General features: G+C 71.6%; 26 protein-coding genes. 9 read left to right on the top strand and 17 right to left on the bottom strand.

The window, feature by feature from the left end:
- Positions 1–540 carry a cysteine hydrolase family protein gene (locus tag ACZ6SA_RS35620; RefSeq protein ID WP_347644634.1) on the top strand — a complete coding sequence of 180 codons (540 nt, stop codon included), beginning with the start codon at positions 1–3 and terminating at the stop codon, positions 538–540.
- Between the two features lie 22 nt (positions 541–562).
- Here ACZ6SA_RS35620 and mshC read toward each other — a convergent pair whose 3' ends face one another.
- Genes mshC through ACZ6SA_RS35595 form a run of 5 tightly spaced genes read right to left on the bottom strand, consistent with a single transcriptional unit; the run spans position 563 to position 4,501 of the window.
- Complete coding sequence (gene mshC / locus ACZ6SA_RS35615; RefSeq protein ID WP_465833161.1) at positions 563–1,786, bottom strand: cysteine--1-D-myo-inosityl 2-amino-2-deoxy-alpha-D-glucopyranoside ligase; 1,224 nt, start codon at positions 1,784–1,786, stop codon at positions 563–565.
- Positions 1,787–1,796: 10 nt separating this feature from the next.
- On the bottom strand, positions 1,797–2,447 hold the full coding sequence (locus ACZ6SA_RS35610; RefSeq protein WP_347644636.1) for an NRDE family protein: 651 nt from the start codon (positions 2,445–2,447) through the stop codon (positions 1,797–1,799).
- 48 nt (positions 2,448–2,495) lie between these two features.
- Positions 2,496–3,260: an SCO1664 family protein gene (locus tag ACZ6SA_RS35605; RefSeq protein ID WP_347644637.1), complete on the bottom strand. Its 765-nt coding sequence runs from the start codon at positions 3,258–3,260 to the stop codon at positions 2,496–2,498.
- Positions 3,257–3,805 (bottom strand): DUF3090 domain-containing protein, encoded by a 549-nt coding sequence (locus ACZ6SA_RS35600; RefSeq protein ID WP_347644638.1) that lies wholly within the window; start codon positions 3,803–3,805, stop codon positions 3,257–3,259. The genes ACZ6SA_RS35605 and ACZ6SA_RS35600 overlap by 4 nt, the downstream gene beginning before the upstream one ends.
- Before the next feature lie 9 nt (positions 3,806–3,814).
- The gene (locus tag ACZ6SA_RS35595) at positions 3,815–4,501 is read right to left on the bottom strand and encodes an MSMEG_4193 family putative phosphomutase (protein WP_347622317.1); all 687 of its coding nucleotides are present in this window, start codon (positions 4,499–4,501) and stop codon (positions 3,815–3,817) included.
- 261 nt (positions 4,502–4,762) lie between these two features.
- Between ACZ6SA_RS35595 and ACZ6SA_RS35590 the strand changes: the two genes are divergently transcribed.
- Entirely contained in the window at positions 4,763–5,710 is a 948-nt protein-coding gene (locus tag ACZ6SA_RS35590; protein ID WP_347644639.1) for an aldo/keto reductase, read from the top strand.
- 127 nt (positions 5,711–5,837) lie between these two features.
- The gene (locus ACZ6SA_RS35585; RefSeq protein WP_347644640.1) at positions 5,838–6,662 is read left to right on the top strand and encodes a hypothetical protein; all 825 of its coding nucleotides are present in this window, start codon (positions 5,838–5,840) and stop codon (positions 6,660–6,662) included.
- 105 nt (positions 6,663–6,767) lie between these two features.
- Here ACZ6SA_RS35585 and fabI read toward each other — a convergent pair whose 3' ends face one another.
- Positions 6,768–7,532, bottom strand: a complete 765-nt coding sequence (fabI, locus tag ACZ6SA_RS35580) for an enoyl-ACP reductase FabI (protein WP_347644641.1) — start codon at positions 7,530–7,532, stop codon at positions 6,768–6,770.
- 1 nt (position 7,533) lies between these two features.
- Positions 7,534–8,229, bottom strand: coding sequence for a 3-oxoacyl-ACP reductase FabG (fabG, locus tag ACZ6SA_RS35575; RefSeq protein WP_347644642.1), 696 nt, complete (start codon positions 8,227–8,229; stop codon positions 7,534–7,536).
- A gap of 77 nt (positions 8,230–8,306) precedes the next feature.
- On the opposite strand from fabG, the gene ACZ6SA_RS35570 reads away from it, so the two are divergent.
- Positions 8,307–9,800: a TldD/PmbA family protein gene (locus ACZ6SA_RS35570; protein WP_465833157.1), complete on the top strand. Its 1,494-nt coding sequence runs from the start codon at positions 8,307–8,309 to the stop codon at positions 9,798–9,800.
- A 62-nt stretch (positions 9,801–9,862) separates the two neighbouring features.
- Positions 9,863–11,218: a metallopeptidase TldD-related protein gene (locus tag ACZ6SA_RS35565; protein WP_465833296.1), complete on the top strand. Its 1,356-nt coding sequence runs from the start codon at positions 9,863–9,865 to the stop codon at positions 11,216–11,218.
- Between the two features lie 36 nt (positions 11,219–11,254).
- Here the strand turns inward: ACZ6SA_RS35565 and ACZ6SA_RS35560 are convergent, their stop codons facing one another.
- Positions 11,255–11,812 (bottom strand): arsenate reductase/protein-tyrosine-phosphatase family protein, encoded by a 558-nt coding sequence (locus tag ACZ6SA_RS35560; protein WP_347644644.1) that lies wholly within the window; start codon positions 11,810–11,812, stop codon positions 11,255–11,257.
- A 31-nt stretch (positions 11,813–11,843) separates the two neighbouring features.
- Entirely contained in the window at positions 11,844–12,056 is a 213-nt protein-coding gene (locus ACZ6SA_RS35555; RefSeq protein ID WP_347644645.1) for a dodecin, read from the bottom strand.
- A 99-nt stretch (positions 12,057–12,155) separates the two neighbouring features.
- On the opposite strand from ACZ6SA_RS35555, the gene ACZ6SA_RS35550 reads away from it, so the two are divergent.
- Positions 12,156–12,470 carry a DUF3099 domain-containing protein gene (locus tag ACZ6SA_RS35550; RefSeq protein WP_347644646.1) on the top strand — a complete coding sequence of 105 codons (315 nt, stop codon included), beginning with the start codon at positions 12,156–12,158 and terminating at the stop codon, positions 12,468–12,470.
- 302 nt (positions 12,471–12,772) lie between these two features.
- On the opposite strand, the gene ACZ6SA_RS35545 is transcribed toward ACZ6SA_RS35550, so the two are convergent.
- The 4 genes from ACZ6SA_RS35545 to ACZ6SA_RS35530 form a co-directional block, all read right to left on the bottom strand.
- Positions 12,773–13,564, bottom strand: a complete 792-nt coding sequence (locus ACZ6SA_RS35545) for an NTP transferase domain-containing protein (RefSeq protein ID WP_347644647.1) — start codon at positions 13,562–13,564, stop codon at positions 12,773–12,775.
- A 310-nt stretch (positions 13,565–13,874) separates the two neighbouring features.
- Positions 13,875–14,864 (bottom strand): GTP 3',8-cyclase MoaA, encoded by a 990-nt coding sequence (gene moaA / locus ACZ6SA_RS35540; RefSeq protein ID WP_347644648.1) that lies wholly within the window; start codon positions 14,862–14,864, stop codon positions 13,875–13,877.
- 139 nt (positions 14,865–15,003) lie between these two features.
- Positions 15,004–15,978, bottom strand: coding sequence for a Rossmann-fold NAD(P)-binding domain-containing protein (locus tag ACZ6SA_RS35535; protein WP_347644649.1), 975 nt, complete (start codon positions 15,976–15,978; stop codon positions 15,004–15,006).
- A 38-nt stretch (positions 15,979–16,016) separates the two neighbouring features.
- Positions 16,017–16,385, bottom strand: a complete 369-nt coding sequence (locus ACZ6SA_RS35530) for a winged helix-turn-helix transcriptional regulator (RefSeq protein WP_347644650.1) — start codon at positions 16,383–16,385, stop codon at positions 16,017–16,019.
- A 104-nt stretch (positions 16,386–16,489) separates the two neighbouring features.
- On the opposite strand from ACZ6SA_RS35530, the gene ACZ6SA_RS35525 reads away from it, so the two are divergent.
- A complete protein-coding gene (locus ACZ6SA_RS35525; protein ID WP_347644651.1) occupies positions 16,490–17,137 on the top strand; it encodes an NAD(P)-dependent oxidoreductase in 648 nt (215 codons plus the stop codon).
- Positions 17,138–17,208: 71 nt separating this feature from the next.
- On the opposite strand, the gene ACZ6SA_RS35520 is transcribed toward ACZ6SA_RS35525, so the two are convergent.
- From ACZ6SA_RS35520 to ACZ6SA_RS35510, 3 genes are all read right to left on the bottom strand, one after another.
- Entirely contained in the window at positions 17,209–17,712 is a 504-nt protein-coding gene (locus tag ACZ6SA_RS35520) for a hypothetical protein (RefSeq protein WP_347644652.1), read from the bottom strand.
- A gap of 153 nt (positions 17,713–17,865) precedes the next feature.
- Positions 17,866–18,732 (bottom strand): hypothetical protein, encoded by an 867-nt coding sequence (locus tag ACZ6SA_RS35515; RefSeq protein WP_347644653.1) that lies wholly within the window; start codon positions 18,730–18,732, stop codon positions 17,866–17,868.
- A gap of 107 nt (positions 18,733–18,839) precedes the next feature.
- The gene (locus ACZ6SA_RS35510) at positions 18,840–20,681 is read right to left on the bottom strand and encodes an AMP-dependent synthetase/ligase (RefSeq protein ID WP_347644654.1); all 1,842 of its coding nucleotides are present in this window, start codon (positions 20,679–20,681) and stop codon (positions 18,840–18,842) included.
- A gap of 151 nt (positions 20,682–20,832) precedes the next feature.
- Here ACZ6SA_RS35510 and ACZ6SA_RS35505 point away from each other — a divergent pair, with 151 nt between their 5' ends.
- Positions 20,833–22,311 carry a peptide MFS transporter gene (locus ACZ6SA_RS35505; protein ID WP_347644655.1) on the top strand — a complete coding sequence of 493 codons (1,479 nt, stop codon included), beginning with the start codon at positions 20,833–20,835 and terminating at the stop codon, positions 22,309–22,311.
- A gap of 27 nt (positions 22,312–22,338) precedes the next feature.
- Entirely contained in the window at positions 22,339–22,947 is a 609-nt protein-coding gene (locus ACZ6SA_RS35500; protein ID WP_347644656.1) for a trimeric intracellular cation channel family protein, read from the top strand.
- Between the two features lie 7 nt (positions 22,948–22,954).
- Here ACZ6SA_RS35500 and yczR read toward each other — a convergent pair whose 3' ends face one another.
- Positions 22,955–24,385 carry a MocR-like transcription factor YczR gene (yczR, locus tag ACZ6SA_RS35495; protein WP_465833149.1) on the bottom strand — a complete coding sequence of 477 codons (1,431 nt, stop codon included), beginning with the start codon at positions 24,383–24,385 and terminating at the stop codon, positions 22,955–22,957.
- Positions 24,386–24,393 lie beyond the last annotated feature (8 nt).

Raw genomic sequence — 24,393 nt, 5'->3', positions numbered from 1 at the left:
ATGGCCAGGACCGCGATGGTCGTCGTCGACATGCTCAACCCGTACGAGCACGCGGACGCCGAGCAGCTGGAGCGCGCCGTCCAGCCGATCCTGCCCCCGCTGGTCGAGCTCGTCGGCCGGGCACGATCGCGCGACGACGTGGACCTGATCTACGTCAACGACAACTACGGCGACTTCACCGCGACCCGGGAGGACCTGGTGGCGCGGGCGCTCGGCGGTCACCGGCCGGACCTGGTCGAGCCGATCGTGCCCCCGGCGGACTGCTCCTTCCTGCCGAAGGTGCGGCACAGCGCGTTCTTCGGGACACCGCTGGAGTACCTGCTCGGGCAGCTGGGGACGGACACGGTCCTGCTGGCGGGCCAGGTGACCGAGCAGTGCATCCTGTACAGCGCGCTGGACGCGTACATCAGGCACTACTCGATCATGGTGCCGCCGGACTGCGTGGCGGCCATCCACCGCGACCTCGGGCTGGCGGCGCTGCGCATGATGGAGCGCAACATGTCGGCCGAGGTCACCCCGGCCAGGGGCTGCCTCACCTAGCGAGGCACCCGCCAGGCGCCTGCTAGAGCTGCACCCCGAGCAGGGCGTCCACCAGGTCCCTGACCAGGCCCGGCGCGCCGGTGTCCGGGCCTTCGCCGGCCAGCGCCCCGGATGCCCAGGCGTCGACGGCGGCCAGCGCGCCCGGCGCGTCGAGGTCGTCGGCCAGCCGCTCGCGCACCGTGGCCAGAAGCTCTCCGGCGCGCGGTCCCGACGGCAGCGCCGTGGCCCGGCGCCACAGCTCCAGCCTGCGCTCGGCCTCGGCCATCAGCTCGGGCACGTATTCCCAGTCGGCGCGGTAGTGGTGGGCCAGCAGCACGAGCCGGACCGCCATCGGGTCGTGCTGCTCGCGCAGCTTGGAGACGAAGACCAGGTTGCCCTTCGACTTCGACATCTTCTCGCCGTCGAGCGCCACCATGCCCGCGTGCGTGTAGAACTTGGCGAAGGGCCACTCCCCCGTGGCCGCGTGGCCCTCGGAGGCGCCGCACTCGTGGTGCGGGAAGATCAGGTCGGAGCCGCCGCCGGCCACGTCGTAGCCCGCGCCCAGGCTGTCGAGGGCGATCGCGGTGCACTCGATGTGCCAGCCGGGCCGGCCCCTGCCGAGAGGCGAGTCCCAGGCGGGCTCGCCGGGCCGCTCGGCGCGCCACAACAGCCAGTCGAGCGGGTGCCGCTTGCCCTGCCGGTCGGGGTCGCCGCCGCGCTCGGCGAACAGCGCCAGCATCTCGTCCTCGTCGTAGCCGGACACCTGTCCGAACTTGGGCGCGTCGGCCACGCTGAAGTAGACGTCGCCGTCGAGGTCGTAGGTGACGCCCTTGGCGGAGAGCCTGGCGATCAGACCCGCCACCTGGTCGACGACCTCGGTCACGCCGACGTACTCGCGGGGCGGCACGATCCGCAGCGCCTCCATGTCGCCGCGGAACAGCTCGATCTCCCGCTCCGCCAGCTCGCGCCAGGAGACGCCGGTCTGCGTGGCCCGTTCCAGCAGCGGATCGTCCACGTCGGTCGCGTTCTGCGTGTAGTGCACCTCGTGGCCCGCGTCGCGCCACAACCGGCCGACGAGGTCGAAGGCGAGGTAGGTGTTGGCGTGGCCGAGATGGGTGGCGTCGTAGGGGGTGATGCCGCAGACGTACATCCTGGCGGTCGGCCCCGGATCGGTCTGCCTGACCTGCTTCGCGGAGGTGTCGTGGAGACGCAGCGGGATGCTCTCACCAAGGAGCTTGGGTATGTTCGGGGCAGACCACGATCGCATGTCTTCGAGCCTATCCGTCCCGATCTGCGGTCAGGTCGGTGAAGTCGTACGTCACGCCGCCGGCATCGATCTCGACCTCCATCACCGAAAGGGAGGCGAGGACGCGGCCGTCGGCCAGCTCGTGCCGGACGATGAGCGCGCCCGGGTCGGAGGACGGCTCCGCCGCGGCCAGCTCGCGCCAGGCGCTCGTCTCCGCGAATCTGGGCAGGTAGGCCAGCACCCGCTCGTCTTCCGGATCCAGGCCCGCGTTGACCACCATGCTGGTGCCCTCGGGCAGCTCGCCTTCGGTGCGCCGCTCGCCGTCCCAGCTGACCAGCCGCACCCGCGACAGGTCGGCCAGCACCAGATGGAAGGGGTCGTAGCGGGTCAGGTCGGCATCGGGGAAGTCGCCGCCGTACGCGGCCCGAAGCGCCAGGTCGCCCCGGGAGATCTTCGTGGTCTCCCGCGCGGCCCGGCCGCGGCCGTTGAGCAGGGCGGCGGCGCGGCGGGCCGCCGGGTTGACGGCCAGCCAGGTGCCGCCGGCCTTGAGGTCGCGCCCGCCGATCACGCCAGGGTATTCGGGCCAGTGCTCGCCCGGGCCCTCCCACGGACGGTCGGTGAACTCGTCTCTCACGCCCATGAGCGTCAGCGGCCGCCCGGTTCTCACGATCAGCGTGCACATGGGCAAAGGGTAATCAACGCCCCAAGTCGCGTGACGCCCGGGGTCGGGTCAGATCGGCGGCCAGGGGATGGCTGGCCAGCCCTCCGGCGGGTAGGGATGCACGCCGGTGTCGAGCAGCCGCCTGACGCGCTGCCAGGTGGCCTCCACCTCCGCCGGCGTGAGCAGCTCGCGCAACCTGCGCCCGAGGGATCCCGACTCGAGGTCGCGCTCCAGCTTGGCCAGCACCGCCACCGCCTCGCGGGCCAGCGGCTTGCCGCGCCACTGCCACAGCACCGTACGCAGTTTGTCCTCGACGGAGAAGCAGACCCCGTGGTCGACGCCGTAGACGTGGCCGGTGGGCAGCGGCAGCAGGTGACCGCCCTTGCGGTCGGCGTTGTTGACCACGGCGTCGAACACCGCCATCCGGCGCACGACCGGGTTGCGGCTCTTGACCAGCCGCATGAGGTCGATCTCCCGCTCGGTGTCGATCCAGAGCTGGCACATGCCCGGCCCGAAAGGGCCGTCGCGGTAGACCGTGGGCGGCACGATGCGCCAGCCGGTCGCCTGGGACACCTCGTAGGCGGCCACCTCGCGGGCGGCCAGGGTGCCGTCGGGGAAGTCCCACAGCGGGCGCTCACCGCGTACGGGCTTGTAGACGCAGGCCGCCGTGCGGGAGCCCAGTTTGACCGAGCAGTAGAGCGTCATGTTGGTCGCCTCGACCAGACGGCCGGCCACCTCCAGGCGGCCGTCACGCAGGAGCGCGTGCGCCTCGTCCTCGTGCAGGGGCGGCGGCTGGGACGACTTGACGGCCGGTTCGCTCTCAGGAGCGGTCATGAAGCCGCCTCACCCCCGCGGTAGCCGTTGAGACGGACGCACACGTGACCGGCCGCGTCGAGCGGCTGGCTGCACAGGGGACACGGCGGGCGGCCCGCCGCGACGATCTGCAGCGCTCGCTGGGTGAAGGCCCGGGCGGCCCCGGCGCTGATGCGCACGCGCAGCACCGCGGGGTCGGGGCCGTCGAGGTCGTCCTCGTCGACGGCCTCCTGCGCCTCGATCACCACCTGCGACCTGTCCGAGTCCCAGGCGAGCGCCATGGTCCCCACCCGGAAATCCTCCGCGACCGGCACGTCCAGGGGCGCGTCGTCGGCCAGGTCGGCGGGCGCCAGCGCGGGCACGTGCGCGGCGCCCCCGCTGAGGCGCAACACCTCGTCGAGCAGCTCGTCGAGCCTGCCCGCCAGCGCGGCGACCTGCAACTTCTCCAGCGCCACCGTGGTCAGTCTGCCCTCGGCCCTGGCCTGCAGAAAAAAGACCCGCGCGCCCGGCTGCCCCAAGGCACCGGCGACGAACCTCTCTGGTGGGTCGTAGTCGAAGACCGGCATAGCCTGACCTTACGTGGTTCCGGGTCCGCCGCCGACGGCAGCATCGCTCCCGGTGATGTTTTCTCCCCCGTCTTTCTCCTCCGAATCCTCGGGAAGCCTCAATTCCCCCATATCGTTAAGCCTGAGCACAAAGGGACGTAGCGGCGCATAGCGAATGACGGTGAGCGCTCCAGGATCGGCTGTTATCCGCTGAAAGTGATCGAGGTGGAGGCCCAGAGCGTCCGCGACGATCGCCTTGATCACGTCGCCGTGGCTGCAGACCAGGTAGACACCCTTCTCCCCGACCCGCTCGTTCCACTCCCTGACCGCCGCGACCGCCCGATGCTGCATCGCCGTCAGCGCCTCCCCGCCGGGGAAGGCCACCGCGCTCGGATGCGCCTGGACGACCTGCCACAGCGGCTCGCGGGCGAGCTCTTTCAGCGGCCGCCCGGTCCACTCGCCGTAACCGCACTCGATGAACCGCTCGTCGATCACCACCTCCGCCGCGCGCCCGTCGGCGACCGCCTGGGCCGTCTCCCGGCACCGTTCGAGCGGGCTGGAGACGATGGCGTCGAGACCGACGCCCGCGATGCGCCCGGCGAGCGCCGCGGCCTGCGCTCTGCCCGCCTCGCTCAGGTGCACCCCCGGAGTACGGCCGGCCAGCACCGGCCCTGTGAGATCCGTCAGCCCGTGCCGGGCGAGAAGCAACGTGGTCACCCTGCCAGTGTCGCAGGCGCCGTCCACAGTCGATCACAACGGCTGCGCCCCCGCCCCGGCCCGGCGCCCGCGGCGCCGCCATCCGGCCGCACGCGGGGGGCCGCCCCTCCCTCTACGGGCCGCGGACCACAACCCGCCCAGCAGATCTCCGGCCGGCCGATGAGAAAACGGCATGGCGGGCCGCCGCTACAGCCCTGACCACCGACAACAGCGGAGCGGCAGCCTGCTGAGCAGGTTTCTTGTTGGTAATCTGGCGGGATCATGGAGCAGCGCTATGTCGGCCACAGCGGACTGTCGGTGTCCAGGCTGGGGCTCGGCACGATGACCTGGGGGCGTGACACCGACGCGGACGAGGCGGCCGCCCAGCTCCGCACGTTCCTCGACGCGGGCGGCACCCTCGTCGACACGGCCGACGTCTATACCGGCGGCGACTCCGAGCGGCTGCTGGGGCGCATGTTGCGCGACTCGGTGCCGCGCTCCGAGCTGGTGATCTCCACCAAGGCCGTGGTCACCCCCACGGGCCGGCGGCCCCGCGACGCCTCACGGCGCCACCTGATCGCCGCCGTCGACGACTCGCTCAACCGGCTCGGGCTCGACTACGTCGACCTCTGGCAGCTGCACACCTACGACGCCGAGGTGCCGCTGGAGGAGACGCTGGCCGCGCTCGACGCGATCGTCTCCTCCGGCCGCGCCGTCTACGCCGGCGTCTGCGACTACGCCGGCTGGCAACTGGCCGCCGCCGCGGTCACCCAGAAGATGATCCCCGGCCGCATCCCGATCACCTCGGCGCAGGCCGAATACTCGCTGCTGGCCCGCGAGCCCGAGCGCGAGTTGCTGCCCGCCGCCAGACACCTCGGCGTGGGCATGCTGGCCTGGTCGCCGCTGGGCAGGGGGGTGCTGACGGGCAAATACCGCGCCGGTGTCCCCGGCGACTCGCGCGCCGCCACCCCGCACTTCGCCGACTTCGTCCGCCCTTATCTCGACGAGCGCAGCCGGCGCGTGGTCGAATCGGTCATGACCGCCGCCGACGGGCTCGGCGTCTCGCCCCTGGCGGTGGCGCTGTCGTGGGTGCGCGACCAGCCCGGCGTCGCCTCCGCCATCGTCGGAGCGCGTACACACGCGCAGCTCAAGGGCATCCTGCCCGCCGAAGACGTGGTGCTGCCCATAGAGATCCGAGAGGCCCTCGATGACGTGTCGTCACTCGACTGACCGGGAACGAGAGACTCTCTCGTGTATCACTAGTCGATACCGAATCGCAACTTTACCCGGCAAACGCCTGCGTCCGACCGGGGATGTCCATCAGGATTTCTCCCTGAGGCAACGCAGGAGGGGACGGATGGGGAGCAGGACCGCGATCTCGGCTGGAGTTCTCGCGGTGGCGTTGGGGGCCGTTCCGGTGGCGGCACCGGCCGCGGCGGCCACCACCCAGGACTGCACGCGGGGCGGCGGCCTGCTTTCCGGGGTGACCAACACGCTGTGCGACGTCGTGGGTGCGGTGACCGGCACGGTCGACACCCTGACAGGCGGGGTCACCGGCAAGGTGACCGACGGCCTCGACAAGACCACCGACGAGGTGCTCGGCAGGGTGGGCACGGTCGTGCCGACCGCCAGGCCGAAGACCACCAGGACGATCGAGCCGCCCCCGTCGCCGTCGCCCAGGGCGAGTGAGCAGGAGCGGGAGCCCTCCGATGACGGATGCCTGCCGGAGCCGGCCTGCGCGGACGGCGAGGTCCACAGCACTCTGTCGCCACCGCGCACGTCCTCGGCCAGGCGCCCGGCGCGGCCGCGCGCGGGACAGAAGGACTCCTCGTCCGTGCCCAGCACGTCGAGGACGCGCAGGCCCGAGAGCCGGCCGCAGCTCATGGACACGCGCCGGCCGCTGGCCGACAAGAAGCGGGCCGACCCGGAGGAGCCGCGGGTCGACCTGTTGTGGCCCAACCCGTTCGCGCACGAGCTGACCGTGCCGATGCAGCAACAGCGGGTCGTGCGGCCCAGCCCGCCAGCCTCCGACGTGCTGGGCACGGCGCTGACCATCGCGCTGCTGGGGTCGGCGGTGCTCGCCGCCCGCATCGTCCAGCAGCGCCGCAGCCGCAACGAACCCGCCGAGTCGATCCCCTTCGAGCCGGCCCGCGCCGGCAACGGCCGCCACCGCACGGCCTGAGCAGCACCCCCAGGCCCCACCGCCGGCGTCGGCCTCGACCGCCCCGGCGGCGACGGCGGCCGTCTCCGTGAGCGCCGCCGTCGCGCCTGAGCGCCGGCGGGTGGTTCAGCCGCCGATGGCGTGGACGCCGCCGTCCACGTGGACGATCTCGCCCGTCGTCGCCGGGAACCAGTCGGACATGAGCGCCACGCACGCCCTGGCCGCCGGGACCGTGTCGGACAGGTCCCAGCCCAGCGGGGCCTTCTCCGGCCAGCTGTCCTCGAACTCCTTGAAGCCCGGGATCGACCTGGCGGCCATCGTGCGCAGCGGACCGGCCGCCACCAGGTTGACGCGGATGTTGTGCTTGCCCAGGTCGCGGGCGAGGTAGCGGTTGCAGGACTCCAGGCCCGCCTTGGCCACGCCCATCCAGTCGTAGACCGGCCACGCCTTGGAGGCGTCGAAGTCGAGGCCGACGAGGGAGCCGCCCTCCTTCATGAGCGGCAGGCAGGCGACCGCCAGCGATTTGTACGAGTAGGTCGACACCTGCACGGCGGTCGCGACGTCGTCCCACGAGGTGTTGAGGAAGTTGCCGCCCAGAGCGCTCTGCGGGGCGAAGGCGATCGAGTGGACCACGCCGTCGAGACCGTCGACGTGCTCCCCGACCCGGGCCGCGAGCGTGTCGAGGTGCTCGGTGTCCTGGACGTCGAGCTCCAGCACGGGGGCCGGCGACGGCAGGCGCCTGGCGATGCGCTCGACCAGGCTCAGCCGGCCGAACCCGGTGAGCACCACCGTGGCGCCTTCCTCCTGCGCCAGCTTGGCGACGTTGAACGCGATCGAGGCGTCGGTGAGCACGCCCGTCACGAGAATCCGCTTGCCTTCGAGAATGCCCATGTCAGTGCCCCATCCCGAGTCCGCCGTCGACGGGGATCACGGCCCCGGTGATGTAGGAGGCGTCGTCGCTGGCCACGAAGCGCACGACGCGCGCGACCTCCTCGGGGCTGGCCTGGCGCCCGAGCGGGATGCGCGCCACGATCTGCTCCTGGTCGAGGTCTGCCGTCATGTCGGTGGCGACGAAGCCGGGCGAGACGACGTTGACCGTGATGTTGCGCGAGCCGTATTCGCGGGCCATGGAGCGGGCGAAGCCGATGAGGCCGGCCTTGGAGGCGGCGTAGTTGGCCTGCCCGGCCTGGCCGCTCATGCCGATGACCGAGGAGATGAGGACGATCCGGCCGCGCTTGAGCCGCATCATGGGCCTGATGGCCCGCTTGGCGACGCGGTAGGCGCCGGTGAGGTTGGCGTCGATGACGTCGGTGAAGGTCTCCTCCTGCATCATCGCCAGCAAGGTGTCCTTGGTGATGCCGGCGTTGGAGACCACGACCTCGACCGGGCCGTGCTCGGCCTCCACCTTGTCGAAGGCGGCCTCGACGTCGGCCATGCTGGTGACGTCGCAGCGCACGCCGAACAGGCCCTCGGGCGGCTCCCCTGAGCGGTAGGTGACCGCGACGGCGTCGCCTGCCGCGGAGAGTTCACGGGCGATCGCGAGGCCTATGCCGCGATTGCCTCCGGTGACGAGTACAGAGCGTGCCATGACACCTGACGCTATCTCCTACCGGCGGGTATGCGCTTGTCCGGGTGGTACAAGATCGCAGGGTTAGGATCGTGGACATGCGCCAGATCGATCCCGACTTCCTGGAGCTGCCGTTGCGGCAGCTCGCGGACGCCGCCCTGCAACGTGCCCGCGACCTCGGCGCCGAGCACGCCGACTTCCGGCTCGAACGCGTCAGGGCCGAGACGCTGAGCCTCTATGACGCCCGCCTCGAAGGCTCCATGGACGCCGACGACCTGGGCTACGCCGTGCGCGTCGTCAAGGGCGGCACGTGGGGGTTCGCCGCCGGCATCCACCTGACCCCCGAGGCCGCCGCGGCGGTGGCCGAGCAGGCGGTGCGGGTGGCGGAGGTGAGCGCCCCGATCAACAGGGAGCCCATCGAGCTGGCCCCGGAGCCGGTGCACGCCGACACCGTGTGGGTGTCGGCGTACGACGTCGACCCGTTCGAGGTGGCGCCGGCCGACAAGGTGGGCCTGCTGGCCGACTGGTCGGCCGGGCTGCTGAAGGGGGCCGACCACGTCTCGGCGCGGCTGCTGCAGGTCAAGGAGCAGAAGTTCTACGCCGACACGGCCGGCACGGTGACCACGCAGCAGCGGGTGCGGGTGCATCCCAGGCTCAACGCGATGAAGGCGGCCGAGGGCGGGTTCGACGACATGTCGACCCTCGCGCCGCCGGTCGGCAGGGGCTACGAATACCTGACGGGCACGGGCTGGGACTGGCGGGGCGAGCTGGCCAGGCTGCCCGAGCTGCTGGCGGAGAAGCTGGCCGCGCCCTCGGTCGAGGCCGAGGACTACGACCTGGTGATCGACCCGTCCAACCTGTGGCTGACGATCCACGAGTCGATCGGCCACGCGACCGAGCTCGACCGGGCGCTCGGCTACGAGGCGGCCTACGCCGGCACCAGCTTCGCCACGTTCGACCAGCTGGGCGAGCTGGTCTACGGTTCACCGCTGATGAACGTGACCGGCGACCGCACGGTCACGCACGGCCTGGCCACGATCGGCTACGACGACGAGGGCGTGCAGGGGCAGAGTTTCGACATCGTCAGGGACGGCATCCTGGTCGGCTACCAGCTCGACCGGCGGATGGGCCTGATGAAGGGGTTCGGGCGGTCCAACGGCTGCGCGTTCGCCGACTCCCCCGGTCACATGCCGATCCAGCGCATGGCCAACGTGTCGCTGGTGCCGGCGCCCGGCGGGCCCTCCACCGACGAGCTCATCGCGGGCGTCGAACGGGGCCTCTACATCGTCGGCGACAAGAGCTGGTCGATCGACATGCAGCGCTACAACTTCCAGTTCACGGGGCAGCGGGCGTACAAGATCTCGCACGGGAAGCTGGCCGGTCAGGTCAGAGACTTCGCCTACCAGGCGACGACGACCGACTTCTGGCAGTCGATGGAGGCCGTGGGCGGGCCGCAGACGTACGTGCTCGGCGGTGCGTTCAACTGCGGCAAGGGCCAGCCGGGGCAGGTCGCGCCGGTCAGCCACGGCTGCCCGGCGGCGCTCTTCAGGGGCGTGCGGATCCTCAACACGGTGCAGGAGGGCGGCAAGTGAACGAGCACGGCGAGCTGACCGGCGGGCGCGAGCCGGTGGAGAGCCTCGTATCCCCTCAGGAGATGGTGGAGAGGGCGCTGGAGCTCTCCCGCAATGACGGCTGCGTGGTGCTGGTGGACGAGGGCTCCACGGCCAACCTGCGCTTCGCGGGCAACACGCTGACCACGAACGGCGTCGCCCGCTCGTCGCGGCTCACCGTGATCTCGATCGCGGGGCAGGGCGTGGGAGTGGTGTCGCGGTCCGCCGTACGCGAGGACCAGCTCGCCGGTGTGGTGGCGGCGGCCGACGCGGCGGCTCGCGAGGCCCAGCCCGCCGAGGACGCCCGCGACCTCGTGGCGGGCGTCCCCGCCTCGCCTGACTGGAGCGAGCCGGTACGGCCGACCGACATCGGGGTGTTCGGGGCGTTCGCCCCCGCGCTCGGCGACGCGTTCGCCGACGCGGAGGCGGCCGGAGGCAAGCTGTACGGGTTCGCCCAGCACAAGGTGACCACGACCTTCCTCGGCTCGTCCACGGGCCTGCGGCTGCGCCACGACCAGCCGGCCGGCAAGGTCGAGCTCAACGCCAAGTCCGCCGACATGAAGCGTTCCGCGTGGACCGGCGTGTCCACACCCGACTTCGCCGACGTCGACGTGGCGGCGCTCGGGTCCACGCTGGCGCAGCGGCTGGAGTGGGCCAGGACACGGGTCGACCTGCCCGCGGGCCGCTACGAGACGCTGCTGCCGCCGAGCGCGGTGGCCGACCTGATGATCTACATGTACTGGTCGTCGGGCGCGCGCGACGCGCTCGACGGGCGTTCGGTGTTCGCCAGGCGCGGCGGGGGCACCCGGGTGGGCGAGCAACTGGCCACGCTGCCCGTCTCGCTGTCGAGCGACCCGGGGGCGCCGGGCATCGGGTGCGCGCCGTTCGTGGCGGCCCACGCCTCCGACAGGGACAGCTCGGTCTTCGACAACGGGCTGCCGCTGGGGCCGACCGGCTGGATCACCGACGGCCGCCTCGACGCGCTGCTGCAGACCCGCTACTCGGCGGGGCTGAGCGGGCTCCAGGCGACGCCGGGGATCGACAACCTGATCTTGTCGGGTCCCGGTGACGGCAGGTCGCTGGACGAGATGATCGCCTCCACCAGGCGCGGGCTCCTGGTCACGTGCCTGTGGTACATCCGCGAGGTCGATCCCCAGACGCTCCTGCTGACCGGGCTGACCCGTGACGGCGTCTACCTGGTCGAGCACGGCGAGATCGTGGGCGAGGTGAACAACTTCCGCTTCAACGAGAGCCCCGTCGACCTGCTGGGAAGGCTGGCTGAGGTGGGCGCGAGCGAGCGCACGCTGCCGAGGGAGTGGGGCGACTACTTCCAGAACACGGTCATGCCGCCGGTGCGGGTGCCCGACTTCAACATGTCCACGGTGAGCCAGGCGAGCTGACCCGCGCCGCCCGCCGTCTGCCGGGGACGGGCGGGCTCAGCGGGGGCCCAGGAGGGCGCCCAGGGTGTGGCTGAGCGACTCGCCGAGCGCCTTCGCGCACGTGTCGTAGCCCTCGGGCGGGCCTCCGTAGGGGTCGCGCACGTCGGGCGCGGGCCGCCGGCGGCGCCGTCCGGCGGCCGACTCGACGATCGCCCGCGCGCGCTGCGCGGTGTCGGATCGGTGGTGGCGCTGCTCCGTGCCCGCCGCGAGCGCGGCGAACTCGGGCAGCGTGAACGTCTTCGGCGTGGCGGCCGGGTCGAGCCCGACCGCGACGGCGGCGTGCCCGGCCTCCATCGTCAGCAGCAGGTCGGCCGACCTGACGAGCTCGGGGTCGAGCTGCCTGGCCCGGTGCGCCCGGCCGTCGAGGCCCAGCCGGGCGAGCGTGGCGAGCGCGTGCGGCGCCATCGGATGGCCGGTCAGAGCGTGCACCCCCGCGCTCCCCGTGGCGGCGGGCAGGCCCGTGCCGGCGAGCATCGCCCTGGTGATCACCTCCGCCATGGCGGAACGGCAGATGTTCGCCGTGCACACGAGCAGGATGCGGAACTCACCGTTCACGTGGGCCAATCTAGCCCGTGGCGCCCGGCGCTCAGGCGTCCTCCAGGCGGAAGCCCACCTTCATGCCGACCTGGAAGTGCGCGACCTCGCCGGCGTCGAGGTGGCCGCGGATCTCCGTCACCTCGAACCAGTCGAGATGGCGCAGCGTCTGTGCGGCCCTCCTGAGGCCGTTGCGGATCGCCTCGTCGACGCTCTCCCCGGAGGTGCCGACGATCTCGGTGACCCGGTACGTACGGTCCGTCATCTCCCCATCCTCCTTACTCGAAGGCCATGGTCGCATGACCCGCGTCCGTGTCCGGGGGCGCCGTCGCGCCCTGCTCATCCGAGGTCTACCGTGGAAGGTATGAAGGGGTGGCGCAAGAAGCCGGACGTCCACGCCGTCACCGACGCCAGGCCGTCGCTGACCGCGGACATCCGCAAACGTGAGGTCAGCTACCTCATCAAGATGGGCATCCGGACGATCTGCCTGATCCTGGCGGTCGTGGTCCCGCTTCCGTGGCCGTACCGGCTGCTGTTCATCGCCGGCGCGGTCTTTTTGCCATACATAGCCGTAATCGGGGCCAATGAGAGGGGCCAGGCCGTCCCGCCTCCTACCTTTCAGTCGCCGGAGGCTAACCAAACCGAGATACCGCTGCATCGACGCGAGATCGGGTCGTGACTAAGTCTTGACGCATCCCATGGGTTGTAGGTGTACGCTTTAGCCAAGCGCTCCGGTCCCCCGTCGGAGTGCTGGTGCCGGCGTTCCGGGCCCCCGTCGGAACGCCGATGAAGCGACGCCGGGTGGTTTGCCCCCGTAACCACCCGGCGTCGCCCCTTTCCGGAAATTTTTGATCAGCGCGACGCCGTCGGGCGAGTCGGATAGGACTGCTTTCCCGAAATCGTTTACACCCCTCCTGCCCCACATTTCACAGGAAACTTTCAGGGGGGCAGGGGGATTGACTTCAACAGTTCGTTCGAGTGTCAGTCGTCGGTCAACGTCTCGGTGGTCGCCTGCGACCAGTTTTTCGCCAATGTGATCAGTTTGGTGACCGCGTCCTCGGGTGCGGTGCCGGCGCCCTGGGCGAGCCCGAGCAGATAGGCGGTCAGGGGCGCGGCCGGCCTGGCGACCCCGTGGGCGACCTCCTTGGTCAGGTCGAGAATCAGGTCACGGTCCACGGTGGCCGGGTCGATGCCGAGTTCCTTGCAGGCCAGGGCGGTCCATTCGTTGAGCACGTTCATACGAGCCTCCTCCAGGTCGTCCATTGTGTCGCAGTCGAACCACGGCCGCCCGCGCAGCGCCAGGCGCACCGTCACGAGCGGGCCCAGCAGGCCCTTGAGCGAGCGTCCCCGATAGTCCGCGAGAGCCGCCTTCAGCTCGGCGGCCGGCCACGCGCCGGCCAGCCACTGCTCGCGCCCTCCCGCGTCCACCAGCACGACCCCGCCCGTCGGCTCGGCGGCCCTGAGCATGGCCGCCACGTGGGCCGCCGTCATGAAGGGCAGGTCACCGGCGAGCAGCACCACCCGCGGCGCGGTGACCTCGTTCAGGCCGGCGGCGAGCGCGGGCACGGGGCCGCCGCGCGGGGGATCCTCCCTGACGAACACGACGCCCGGGATCGGACGCTCGGGGCCGGCCACGATCGTCTTCCTCGCGCCCGCGGCGGCCGCGACCACGTGCTCGACCAGGGTACGTCCGCCCACGGTCAGGCCGGGTTTGTCCGCTCCGCCCAGCCTGCGCGCCGCTCCCCCGGCCAGGATCACCGCGTCGAAGTCCACGCCCTCACCCCCAGCTCGAAACCGTCCCGCACGTCACCACTTCCTCCGCCCGCACCCCACCGGGGGTACGGGCACCACCCGCCTCGAAGGGCGACCCAGGAGCCCCTCAAGCACGTGCCGCGGCCGGGAGGGGCGGATGCCGTGTCGCGGCGGCTCGCGTCCCGAGGGCCGGATGCCGTGTCGCGGCGGCTCGCGTCCCGAGGGCCGGATGCCGTGTCGCGGCGGCTCGCGTCCCGGGGGCCGGATGCCGGACTGCGGCGGCTCGCGTTCCGGTGTCCATGGACAACCGCCACCGGTCGCGTCGCCGGGGCTAGCCGCCGATGGCGGACATGGGGCGGGCGGGCTGGAGGAAGGACGGGTCGTCGATGCCGTGCCCGGCGCGCTTGCGCGCGACCGCCGCCACCCACCTCTCGGCCAGTTCGTCGTCGGACGCGCCCGCGCGCATGGCGGTCTTGAGGTCGGACTCCTCGGTGGCGAACAGGCAGTTGCGCACCTGGCCGTCGGCGGTGAGCCTGACCCGGTCGCAGGAGCCGCAGAACGGGCGCGTCACCGAGCCGATCACGCCCACCCGCGCCGGCCCGCCGTCCACGAGGAACCGTTCGGCGGGTGCGCTGCCGCGCTCCTCCAGGTCGTCGGGCTTCAGGTCGAACGACGCGGAAAGCAGGTCGAGGATCTCGTCGGCGGTGACCATGCCCTCGCGGCTCCAGCCGTGCTGCGCGTCGAGCGGCATCTGCTCGATGAAGCGCAGCTCGTAGCCCTGGTCGAGACACCAGCGCAGCAGCGGCACCGCCTCGTGGTCGTTGACGCCGCGCATGAGGACCGCGTTGACCTTCACGGGCCGCAGGCCCGCCCCGTCGGCCGCGGCCAGCCCGGCGATCACGTCGGCGTGCCGGTCACGGTGCGCGAGCCGCTTGAACGTGGCCGGGTCGAGCGTGTCGAGCGAGACGTTGACCCGGTCGAGCCCCGCGCCGGCCAGCGCGCCGGCCAGGCGGGCCAGGCCGATGCCGTTGGTGGTGAGCGACACCTGCGGCCTGGGGGTGAGCGCGGTGGTGCGGGCGACGACGTCGGCCAGCTCGCGCCTGAGAAGCGGCTCGCCGCCGGTGTAGCGCACCTCGGTGATGCCCAGCCGCTCGACGCCGATCGTCACCAGGCGGACGATCTCGTCGGCGGTGAGCAGTTGCGGGTTGGGGAGCCAGTCGAGCCCCTCCGGCGGCATGCAGTAGGTGCAGCGCAGATTGCACTTGTCCGTGAGGGACACCCGCAGATCAGTCGCCACCCGTCCGAACGAGTCTCGCAACATGGGGCGTCACCTCCTGTTCGTTCGCCAGGGGACCAGACTATGACGCATGCCGGGAGGCGCTTCCCATCGCCCCTCTCTGCCACGACAACACATTCCCATCTTGATCGATTCCTCCTTGGTACGCGAACCGGGCCCCGTCTCAGCCGGCGAGGGCGGCGTCGTCCGCTGCGGTGTCATCGTCCGTCCAGGCGTCCTGCGGCGGGTGGGCCAGATGCCAGCGCACCGACTCGGCGACGTGCGCGGCGGGGTCGCCCGGCTCCCACCCGAGCAGTGCCCGGGCACGGGCCACGGACACCACCAGATGCTGGGCGGGCGCACCTGACAGCGCCAGGTCGGGCGGGATGCGGTCGTCCGGCACCCGTTCCAGCCGGGCCCGCGAACCGGCGGCGCCGAGGATCTGCTCGAACCAGGCGCCCATCGTCACCGTGGCCGTCTCCCCGAGGTTGACGGCCAGGCCGTCGGCGGAGCGGTGGTCGAGGGCGGACAGGACGCCGGTCGCCAGGTCGTCGGCGTAGCCCTTGGTCCAGAGCAGGTTGGCGGCGCCGACCGGAATGCGGTCGCGGCCGGCGCGGACGCGGCGCAGGATCGGCTCCTCCCTGCGCTGCCAGTCGTGCGGGCCGTAGATCAGCGGCAGCCGCAGGACGACGGCGCCGCGGGCGAGCCACCGCTCCTCCACGTCGAGCTTCTCGTAGTCGTCCGGCACGCCGGGAAAGCCTTTGCCCCGTTGGGGGTGGCGTTCGCGGCGCAACTCCGAGTCCTCGGTGATCGGCACGGGCGCCAGGCAGCGTCCCGTCTGCAGGCCGGTGAACGCTTCGTACACGTCCTGGCTGGACAGCACCACCGTGGGCACGTGCGGCAGCAGCGGCAGGACGGTGTCCACGTCGGAGCCGGTGAGCGCGTGGGTGTCGACCACGGCCTGCGGCGCGAAGTCCTTGATCTGGGAGGCGTGACGCGCCAGGTCGTGACGGTCGGTGTGCAGGTGGACGCCCGGCACGCCGGGTGCGGAGCGGCCGGAACCCCGGTGGACGAGGAGGATCTGGTCGCCGCGGGCCGCGAGACGTTCGGCTACGCGCCGCCCCAGGAACCACGTGCCGCCCAGCATCAGGACTCTCATGCTCCCACCCTGCCCGATCTGTCCCCCGCCCGGGCGGGCTAGGGCGTTCCCGCGTGCCAGGTCTCGCGGGCGCGCATCAGCTCGGCCAGGTGTTTCCTGGACCACTCGCAGCCGGCGTTCATCGGCTCGAGGAGGCTGCGGCCGAGGGCGGTCAGCTCGTATTCGACGCGCGGCGGGATCTCGTCGTAGGCGGTCCTGGTGAGCAGGCCGTCGCGTTCCATCGCGCGCAGGGACTCGGTGAGCACCTTGGGGGTGATGCCGCGCAGCGGCCGCTGGAGCTCCGTGAAACGCCGCGGACCCAGTTCGAGACAGCGGATGATCTTGGCGGTCCACTTGTCGCCGACGCGGATGGGCGCGGCGGTAGGAGGGCATCCGTAGAACATGTCCGGATCGAGAGGCTCGGCCATGCCCGTCATCGTAGGTAACTATCGTTGCGGAAAGCGAGGTCCCGCCCTCTACCGTTCTCCCGGCGGCCGGGGAGTCCGGTCGCCGGGAGAACGGAGCGTGGACGATGAGCAGGTTCGTGCTGTTCGGAGCCGGCGGACGGGCCGGGACGCGGGTGGCGGCGGAGGCGGCCGGGCGCGGGCATGACGTGACGGCCGTAGTACGGGATCCAACCAAATATCCGAATTTGTCGGGTGAGAACGTACGGGTGGTCGCCGGGGACGTCACCGACGCCGACCGGGTGGCGGCGGTGGCGGCGGATCACGACGTGGCGATCCAGGTCACGGCCAGGCTGGACATGCCGTCGGAGGAGTTCTACACGGCGGCCTCGCACGCCCTGGTGGACGGGCTGGCGCGGGCCGGGGTGTCGCGCCTGGTCGCGCTGGGCATCGGCAGCCTGCTGGAGGTCTCACCCGGGATCCGGCTCGTGGACACGCCCGGCTTCCCCGCCGACGCCCGCGCGTTCTCGCTGGGGCACGCGGCGGAGCTGGCGGTGTTCGAGGAGTCGGCACTGGACTGGGTGGTGCTGGCGCCGCCGCCGGTCTTCCTGGACGAGCACGCGGCGAGGACGGGCCGTTACCGGATCGGGGGCGGGCAGGTGCCGGCGTCCGCCGAGGGCGATCCCGCGTTCGCGTACGCCGACCTCGCGGCCGCCCTGGTGGACGAGGCCGAGACGCCCCGCCACCACCGCGTCCAGGTGGCCGTGTCGTACTGAGCCCGGCCGGCGATCGCCGGTTGCACATGCCGGACGCCCGGCCTGGTGAGGCCGGGCGTCCGAGGTGTTGACTAGTGGCGGTGGTGGTGGCGGTGGCCGATGACCCGGACCCAGTCCGTGCCCTCGGAGCCGTCCAGCCACCTGGCGCCCTTGAAGACCGCGCGCCAGGTGCCCGACGTGCGAGCCGGCACCTTCGTGTGGAAGTAGCCGCTGCGGCTGGTCCTGACCGTCTCGACGTATTCCCACTTGCCGCTGCCGGCCGGCTGGAAGAGGATCGTGATCCGCTTCCAGGCCAGGCGGTGCCAGCGCTCGGTGCTCTTGCAGTGGTCGGCGTGGTGCACCGAGACCAGACCGCTGATGTAGTCCTTGTCGCACTCGACGGAGAGCTTGCCCTCAAGGGTGATGGGGCGGCCCCGCCAGGCGGGCTCAGGGTTCGCGTCGAACTTCAGGCTCGTGTGCCCGCCCGCGACCGGGTCGATGCCCGGGTCGGCGAGCGCGGGCGAGGCGGCGGTGGCCACCATCGTCGCGCCCAGGGCGGCCGCCGCCAGGCCGGCGGCGAGACGTCGCATCTTCACAATCGGAATTCCTTCCCCGTCTGAGAACGCACCCCGGGACGGGGCACGTCATTGGCCAATGACGCGTAAGGGTAAAGAAAAGTTGCGACGCAGTTGATCACGATTCGGCAACAGCGGTTTAGGCCATGCGCTGATTTAATTATGTTTGCTGTGCTATTGAGTGATTTGTTGAACTTTGGAGATATCTGCGGCGTAATGTCCCGTTCCGGGATAGCGGACGCGCCAGAATCCGCCGGTACGGCCCGAGACCGTCGTGGCGAACGAACCGGCGGCGTCGGTACGCACCTCCCCGATGCGCTCCCAGTCCGAGGATGCGTCGGCACGCCAGAGGATGTCCAGCTTCTGCCTGGAGAACGGCCCGTAGTCGGTGAGACCGCGCGGATCGACCCTGGTCAGCGAACCCCGCAGCCGCACCTTTCCGCCCGCCGTCCCGTCCACCCGCACGGAGGCGAGCTTCGTGTTACGCCTGAACTGGAACGACTCGTACTCGGTGACCGTCGTGCCGCCCCGGCCCGTCGCGGTGGCGGCGATCGTCCAGGTGCCCGTGGGGTAGTAGCGGTTCAGCCTCTTGTCGGGCAGGAAACGCCACGTCTCCCAGCCCTCCGCCGCCGAGGCCGGCGTGGCGGACCTGGCGGGCGAGCCCACCCGCCACGCCATCATCGCCGGGAGGTCCGCGGCGGGCTCGCCGCCGGAGGCGAGCCGCGGGGCCCCGGAGACCCTCGGCGACGGCGTGGCCGCCGGCGTGTCCTCGGCCGGGGTCTTCGAGCTGAGCACCGGGGCCGGCGGGGAGCCGGGTTCGACCTTGACGGAGACGCCGTGCTTACCCCGTGTCCCCCGGGCGATCACCTCGATCACCAGGCGGACGGAGCCCTTCGGGCCGACCACGGGCTCCGCTGGACGTACGGTGATGGATCGGATGGCGAGCTCGGTCGCGGCGGAGGTCGCGGGCGCGGGCGCCATGAGCGACCCCGCTGTGAGCGATCCCGCCGCGAGCGAGACGAGAAGAAGGCTTCTGGTCATGAGCGAGACGGTAGGAACCCGCCGGTCATGACCAGGACCACAACACACGCCCCGATTGGCAAAACCGCTCGGAGCGGCCCGTCCGCCGGGTGCGTGCCGCCGCCCGCTCAGCGGGGACCGGTGTAGAGCCCTTCGATGACGTCGGCGTACTTCTGGTGCACGACGCGCCGCTTGAGCTTGAGGCTCGGGGTGAGCTCCTCGGTCTCGGCGGTCCACTCGACCCCGAGCAGGGCCCACTTCTTCACCTGCTGCACCTGCGCGAGCTTGGCGTTGGCGGCCTCGACCGCGGCCTCCACCTCCTTGAGCACCTCGGGATGCCCGGCCAGCTCGGCGAGCGAGGAGAACGTGACGCCGCGCGCCCGCGCCCAGCCCGGCGCGACCTCGCCGTCGAGGGTCAGCACGGCCACCGGGTGCGGGCGGTTGTCGCCGTAGGCGAGCGCCTGGCCGATCAGGGCGTGCTCCTTGAGATGGTTCTCGATCGCCGCCGGGGAGATGTTCTCGCCGCCCGCGGTGATGATCAGCTCCTTCTTGCGGTCGACGACCCGGTAGAAGCCGTCGTCGTCGACCGTGCCGATGTCGCCGGTGTGCAGCCAGCCGCCGTCGTCGACGAGTTCGGAGGTGGCCTCCGCGCGGTTGAGGTAGCCGCGGGTGTTGAGCGGGCTGCGAGTGAGGATCTCGCCGTCCTCGGCGATGCGGATCTCGACGCCGGGCTCGGCCCTGCCGACGCTGCCCAGGCGGTAGCAGGTGGGGCTGTTGCCGGTGAACGCGCCGGTCGTCTCCGTCATGCCGTACACGTCGATGACCTTGAGGCCGAGCCCGGCGTAGAAGCGCTGCACCTCGGCGGGCAGGGGCGCGGCACCGGTGGCGGTCCACACGGCGCGGTCGAACCCGATCATGCCGCGGATGACCGACAGGAGGGAGGCGTCGGCCTGGTCGTAGGCGGACTGGATCTCGGGGGTGACGGTGTGGCCGTGCTGGCCGGCCTCGATGTAGGCGACGCCGGCCTTCATGGCCGCGCGCACGGCCGCCTGCTGCTCCTCCGGCTGGGTGGCGAGCACGGCTGACAGGCGGGCCATCATCTTCTCCCACACCCGGGGCACCCCGAAGAACATCATCGGCCTGACCTGCCCCAGCGTGCCGCCCAGGTTGGCCAGGTCGGTGCAGAAGTAGACGTGGGAGGCCTTGACCAGCGGCAGGTAGAGGCTGAGCACCCGCTCGGCGATGTGCGCGTAGGTCAGGTAGGAGATCTGGGTGCCCTCGGTGGGCAGCGAGGCCATCCGGTCGGTGGAGGCGACCTCGTAGAAGATGTTCGTGTGCGTCAGGGGCACGCCCTTGGGCATGCCGGTGGTGCCGGAGGTGTATAACACGGTGGCCACGTCGTCGGGGGTGACCGCGCGCCAGCGCGTCTCGATGTGGCCGGGGTCGGCGGCCAGGCGTTCGCGGCCGAGCCGGAGGAAGTCCGTCCACGCCAGGAAACGCTCGCCGTCGGGCGCTCCCTCCAGCATGATGATCGTGCGCAGGCCGTCGAGCCGGTCGAGCACGGGCCGCCAGCGGTCCAGGTCGGCCGGCCCGCCGAGCACCGCGTATTTCGCCCCGACGTCGCCGGCCACGAACGCGATCTGGTCGGGCGCGAACGTCGAGTAGATCGTGCAGCCGGAGCCGCCCGCGTGCACGGCGCCCAAGTCGGCGAGCACGTGCTCGCTGCGGTTGACCATCATGAGCGCCACGGTGTCGCCGGTCCGGAGCCCGAGCGCGGCGAATGCGGCGGCGATCTCCAGGACCCGCTCCCTGGCCTGTGCGTAGGTCAGCGTGCGCCAGCCGTCGCCGTCGGGATCGGAGTAGGCGGGTGCGTCGGGGTGCTGCTCGGCGGCCTGAGCGAGCTGCCGGCAGACGGTCATGCCGGCGATCTGCCGCTGGATCTCCGCCCGCACGTCGAGGACTTCGGCCATGGCGCGCGCCTCCCGTCAGTATTCACTTGCATGAATGGCATGCATCGCACCACACCACGGGGGTAGCGGCAAGAGCTCGCGGGGAAACACCCGCGTCCCTCACCTGGAGCGATATTTCGGTTACGTTCGGTGCCGTGGGAGAGGGCTGGGCATGACCGGCGGCGGCAGGACGTTCTTCGGGCACCCGTGGGGCCTGGCCACGCTGTTCGGCACCGAGATGTGGGAGCGCTTCAGCTGGTACGGCCTGCGCGCGATCCTGGCCACGTTCCTGGCCGCATCGCCCGCTCACCAGGGCCTCGGCATGTCGCCCGTGACCGCCCAGGCGGTCGTGGGCGTCTACGCGGCGCTCATCTACCTGGTGGCACTGCCCGGCGGGTGGATCGCCGACCGCATCCTCGGGGCGCGCAGGTCGGTGTTCTGGGGCGGGTTCGTCATCATGCTGGGGCACATCAGCATGGCGATCCCGGCGACGTCGGCGTTCTTCGTCTGGCTCGGCCTGCTGCTCATCATCTCCGGCACCGGCCTGCTCAAGCCGAACATCTCCGTCATGGTCGGCCGCCTCTACGCCGACAGCGACGACGCGCGCCGCGACGCGGCGTTCTCCTTGTTCTACTTCGGCATCAACCTGGGCGCCTTCTTCGCGCCCCTCGTCGTCGGCTGGCTGGCCGCGGGCGACCGCTGGCACCTCGGCTTCAGCGCCGCCGCGGTCGGCATGGCGCTCGGCCTGATCCAGTACGTCTGGGGCGGCAAGGCCCTCAGAGGCGTGGGCGAGCAGCCGGGCCTTCGCCTGTCGCCGCGGGAACGCCGGAGGTTCGGCCGCCTGTTCGTCCTGGCGGTGGGTGCGACGGCGGCCCTGCTGGCCGGGTGGGCGGCGACCGGCACGTTCACGGTCGACCGGTTCACCGTGGTGGTCACGGTGATCATCCTGCTCGTGCCCGTCGCGTACTTCGGCTACATCCTCCTGGGCAGCCACAACCTCACGCAGGACGAGCGGATCCGGATGAAGGCGTACATCTGGCTGTTCGTGGCCGCGGCCATCTTCTGGATGATCTTCGATCTGGCGCCCAGCAAGCTGCTCTTCTTCGCCCAGGACCACACCGAGCTGTCGCTGTTCGGGATCCCGATCCAGCCGGCCACGACGCAGTCGTTCAACCCCCTCTTCATCATGATCTTCGCGCCGGTGTTCGCGGCGTTGTGGCTGCGGCTGGGCACGCGGGTGAGCACCCCGCAGAAGTTCGGCTTCGCGCTGGTCATGGTGGGGGCGAGCTTCGTCGTCATGGCGGTCGCGGCGGCGCTGGCCGGGCCGGGCAGGGTGTCGGTGTGGTGGCTGGTGCTGGTCTACCTGATCCAGGTGTTCGGCGAGCTGTCGCTGAGCCCGGTCGGGCTGTCGGTGACGGCCAAGCTGGCGCCGGAGGCGTTCAAGGGGCAGATGCTCGGCGTCTGGTTCATCGCGGTGTCGGTGGGCGACGCGGTCGGCGGGCAGACGGGCCGGCTCACCGCCGTGCTGTCCGACCCGATGTACTACCTGGTGCTGGCGCTGGTGGCGATCGTGGCGGGACTCGCGCTGTTCATGTTCACCCGGCGGCTGCGGGTGATGATGGCCGAGCACCATGAGCCCGCCGTGCGGTAGACCCGCCATGCGGTGGACACTGTCAACGTGTCCGAGATTCTCGACCTGGCAGGCATCTTCGTCTTCGCGTTGACGGGGGCGTTGATGGGGGTGCGCAAGCGGCTCGACGTGGTCGGGATGACGATGCTCGCCGAGATCACCGCCCTGGGTGGGGGCGTCGTACGCGACCTGATCCTCAACGTCCGGCCCGCCGCCTTCCAGAGCGTCGGCTACGTGCTGGTGCCGCTGGCGGCGACGGTGATCGTCTTCTACTGGCATCCGCACGTCACGAAGGTGATGCCGGTCATCCTCGTGCTGGACGCGGCGGGGCTCGGCCTGTTCTGCTCGGTCGGCACGGCCAAGGCCATGGAGTACGGCCTCAGCCCTCTGCACGCCACCGTGCTGGGGATCACCACGGCCGTGGGCGGCGGCATGCTGCGCGACGTGCTGGCCGGGCAGATCCCGACGCTGCTCTACGACCGGCAGCTCTACGCCGTGCCCGCCCTGGTGGGGGCGGCGACGATGGCCGCGCTGTCCTCCTACGGCCTGCACGGCTGGCCCGTGACGCTGGCGGCGGCCGTGCTGGCGTTCGGACTGCGCATCGTGGCGATGCGCCGCAAGTGGCAGGCGCCGCTGGCCCGCGGGGCCGGCGAGTGAGCGCCCCTCACACCATCGCGATGAGGGACTCGGGCGGGCGGGAGCCGCCGGCGGCGCCGTGGTCGCGGGCGGCGCGGATCCGGACGAGCGCGTCCTGCAGGATCGAGGGCGGCTGGGTGTACGGCAGCCGCAGGTGACTCTCGAGCGTCCCTTCCAGGCCGAACCAGGGGCCGGGCGCGAGGCGTACGCCGTGGCAGGCCGCCGCCTCGGCGAGCGGGGTGGAGCCGCCCCGGTCGAGGCGCACCCAGAGCGTGCCCCCGCCGCGCGGCACGGTGAACGTCCACTCCGGCAGGTGCTCGCGCAGCCCGGACACCAGCGCGTCGCGGGAGGCGCGCAACGCGCGGCGGCGCTCGGCCCGCGTCTCCCCCAGCCGGTCGAACAGCCGCGCCACCGCGAGCTGCTCCATCACCGGGCTGGCGATGTCCGCAGCCGAGCGGTACGTGGCCAGCCGCCGGGCCATCGCGGCCGTGGCGCGGATCCAGCCGATGCGCAGCCCGCCCCACCACAACTTCGACGCGGAGCCGATGCTGATCACGCGGCTGTCGGTGTCGAACGAGCCCATCGGCGACGTGCGCGGCACCTCGTCGAGCGCCAGCTCTGACCAGGTCTCGTCCACCAGCAGCAGCGTGTCCACGCGCCGGGCGGCGCCCACGACGGCGGCGCGGGTGGCGTCGTCCATGAGGGCGCCCGTCGGGTTCTGGAAGTCGGGCATGAGGTAGGCGAGACGGCTCGCCGACTGGCGCATGGCGCAGGTCAGCAGATCGTCCTGCCAGCCTTCGTGCGAGATCCCGACCGGGACGATCCTGGCGCCGCCGCGGCGGGCCGCGTCGATGGCGTGCGGGTACGTCGGCGACTCCACGAGCACCGGGTCGCCCGGGCCGACGAGGAGCCCCATCACGAGCTGGATGGCGTGCTGGGAGCCGGTGGTGACGACGATCTGCTCGGGCCTGGTCGCCAGGCCTCTGGCGGTGTAGGCGGCGGCGATGCGCTCCCTGAGCACCAGCAGGCCCATGGGGTCGTAGCCGATGCCCATGCCGTACCTCGGGAGGTCTTCCAGCGCCTCCGCCATGGCCTCGCGCAGCGCCGTGGGCGCGGCCGGGGCGGCGGTCTGGAGCTGGATCAGGCCGTCGCCGTCGGTCTCGAGCCACGGGTTGTCCGCGGTGGTGGCCGGATCGGGCAGGGCCGTCCAGCTGCCCGAGCCCTGGCGGCTCTCCAGGTAGCCTTGTTCGCGCAGCAGGTCGTAGGCGGCGGTCACGGTGGTGCGGCTGACCTTGAGGGTCTCGGCGAGGTGGCGCTCGGCGGGCATGCGGACCTGCACGGCAAGCCGGCCGTCCATGATCAGAGCCCGCACGCCGGCGGCCAGGGCCCGGTAGTACGGCCGCGTGGCGGGGTCGATCATGAGGAGCCTGGCCGCCTGGGTGGCCGATACATAACGCATAAGGCCAC

The organism is Nonomuraea sp. NPDC049378 (assembly GCF_055586745.1).
This window is presented reverse-complemented; position numbering and strand designations above follow the sequence as displayed.

Coding starts and splice junctions, on each gene's coding strand:
- fabI (WP_347644641.1), bottom strand. CDS start 7,532: ATGGGCATTCTCGAAGGCAAGCGGATTCTCGTGACGGGCGTGCTCACC.
- mshC (WP_465833161.1), bottom strand. CDS start 1,786: ATGCGATCGTGGTCTGCCCCGAACATACCCAAGCTCCTTGGTGAGAGC.
- ACZ6SA_RS35535 (WP_347644649.1), bottom strand. CDS start 15,978: ATGAGAGTCCTGATGCTGGGCGGCACGTGGTTCCTGGGGCGGCGCGTA.
- ACZ6SA_RS35565 (WP_465833296.1), top strand. CDS start 9,863: ATGGTGGAGAGGGCGCTGGAGCTCTCCCGCAATGACGGCTGCGTGGTG.
- fabG (WP_347644642.1), bottom strand. CDS start 8,229: ATGGCACGCTCTGTACTCGTCACCGGAGGCAATCGCGGCATAGGCCTC.
- moaA (WP_347644648.1), bottom strand. CDS start 14,864: ATGTTGCGAGACTCGTTCGGACGGGTGGCGACTGATCTGCGGGTGTCC.
- ACZ6SA_RS35600 (WP_347644638.1), bottom strand. CDS start 3,805: ATGCCGGTCTTCGACTACGACCCACCAGAGAGGTTCGTCGCCGGTGCC.
- ACZ6SA_RS35550 (WP_347644646.1), top strand. CDS start 12,156: ATGAAGGGGTGGCGCAAGAAGCCGGACGTCCACGCCGTCACCGACGCC.
- yczR (WP_465833149.1), bottom strand. CDS start 24,385: ATGCGTTATGTATCGGCCACCCAGGCGGCCAGGCTCCTCATGATCGAC.
- ACZ6SA_RS35590 (WP_347644639.1), top strand. CDS start 4,763: ATGGAGCAGCGCTATGTCGGCCACAGCGGACTGTCGGTGTCCAGGCTG.
- ACZ6SA_RS35530 (WP_347644650.1), bottom strand. CDS start 16,385: ATGGCCGAGCCTCTCGATCCGGACATGTTCTACGGATGCCCTCCTACC.
- ACZ6SA_RS35555 (WP_347644645.1), bottom strand. CDS start 12,056: ATGACGGACCGTACGTACCGGGTCACCGAGATCGTCGGCACCTCCGGG.
- ACZ6SA_RS35510 (WP_347644654.1), bottom strand. CDS start 20,681: ATGGCCGAAGTCCTCGACGTGCGGGCGGAGATCCAGCGGCAGATCGCC.
- ACZ6SA_RS35515 (WP_347644653.1), bottom strand. CDS start 18,732: ATGACCAGAAGCCTTCTTCTCGTCTCGCTCGCGGCGGGATCGCTCACA.
- ACZ6SA_RS35505 (WP_347644655.1), top strand. CDS start 20,833: ATGACCGGCGGCGGCAGGACGTTCTTCGGGCACCCGTGGGGCCTGGCC.
- ACZ6SA_RS35525 (WP_347644651.1), top strand. CDS start 16,490: ATGAGCAGGTTCGTGCTGTTCGGAGCCGGCGGACGGGCCGGGACGCGG.
- ACZ6SA_RS35610 (WP_347644636.1), bottom strand. CDS start 2,447: ATGTGCACGCTGATCGTGAGAACCGGGCGGCCGCTGACGCTCATGGGC.
- ACZ6SA_RS35605 (WP_347644637.1), bottom strand. CDS start 3,260: ATGACCGCTCCTGAGAGCGAACCGGCCGTCAAGTCGTCCCAGCCGCCG.
- ACZ6SA_RS35585 (WP_347644640.1), top strand. CDS start 5,838: ATGGGGAGCAGGACCGCGATCTCGGCTGGAGTTCTCGCGGTGGCGTTG.
- ACZ6SA_RS35570 (WP_465833157.1), top strand. CDS start 8,307: ATGCGCCAGATCGATCCCGACTTCCTGGAGCTGCCGTTGCGGCAGCTC.
- ACZ6SA_RS35620 (WP_347644634.1), top strand. CDS start 1: ATGGCCAGGACCGCGATGGTCGTCGTCGACATGCTCAACCCGTACGAG.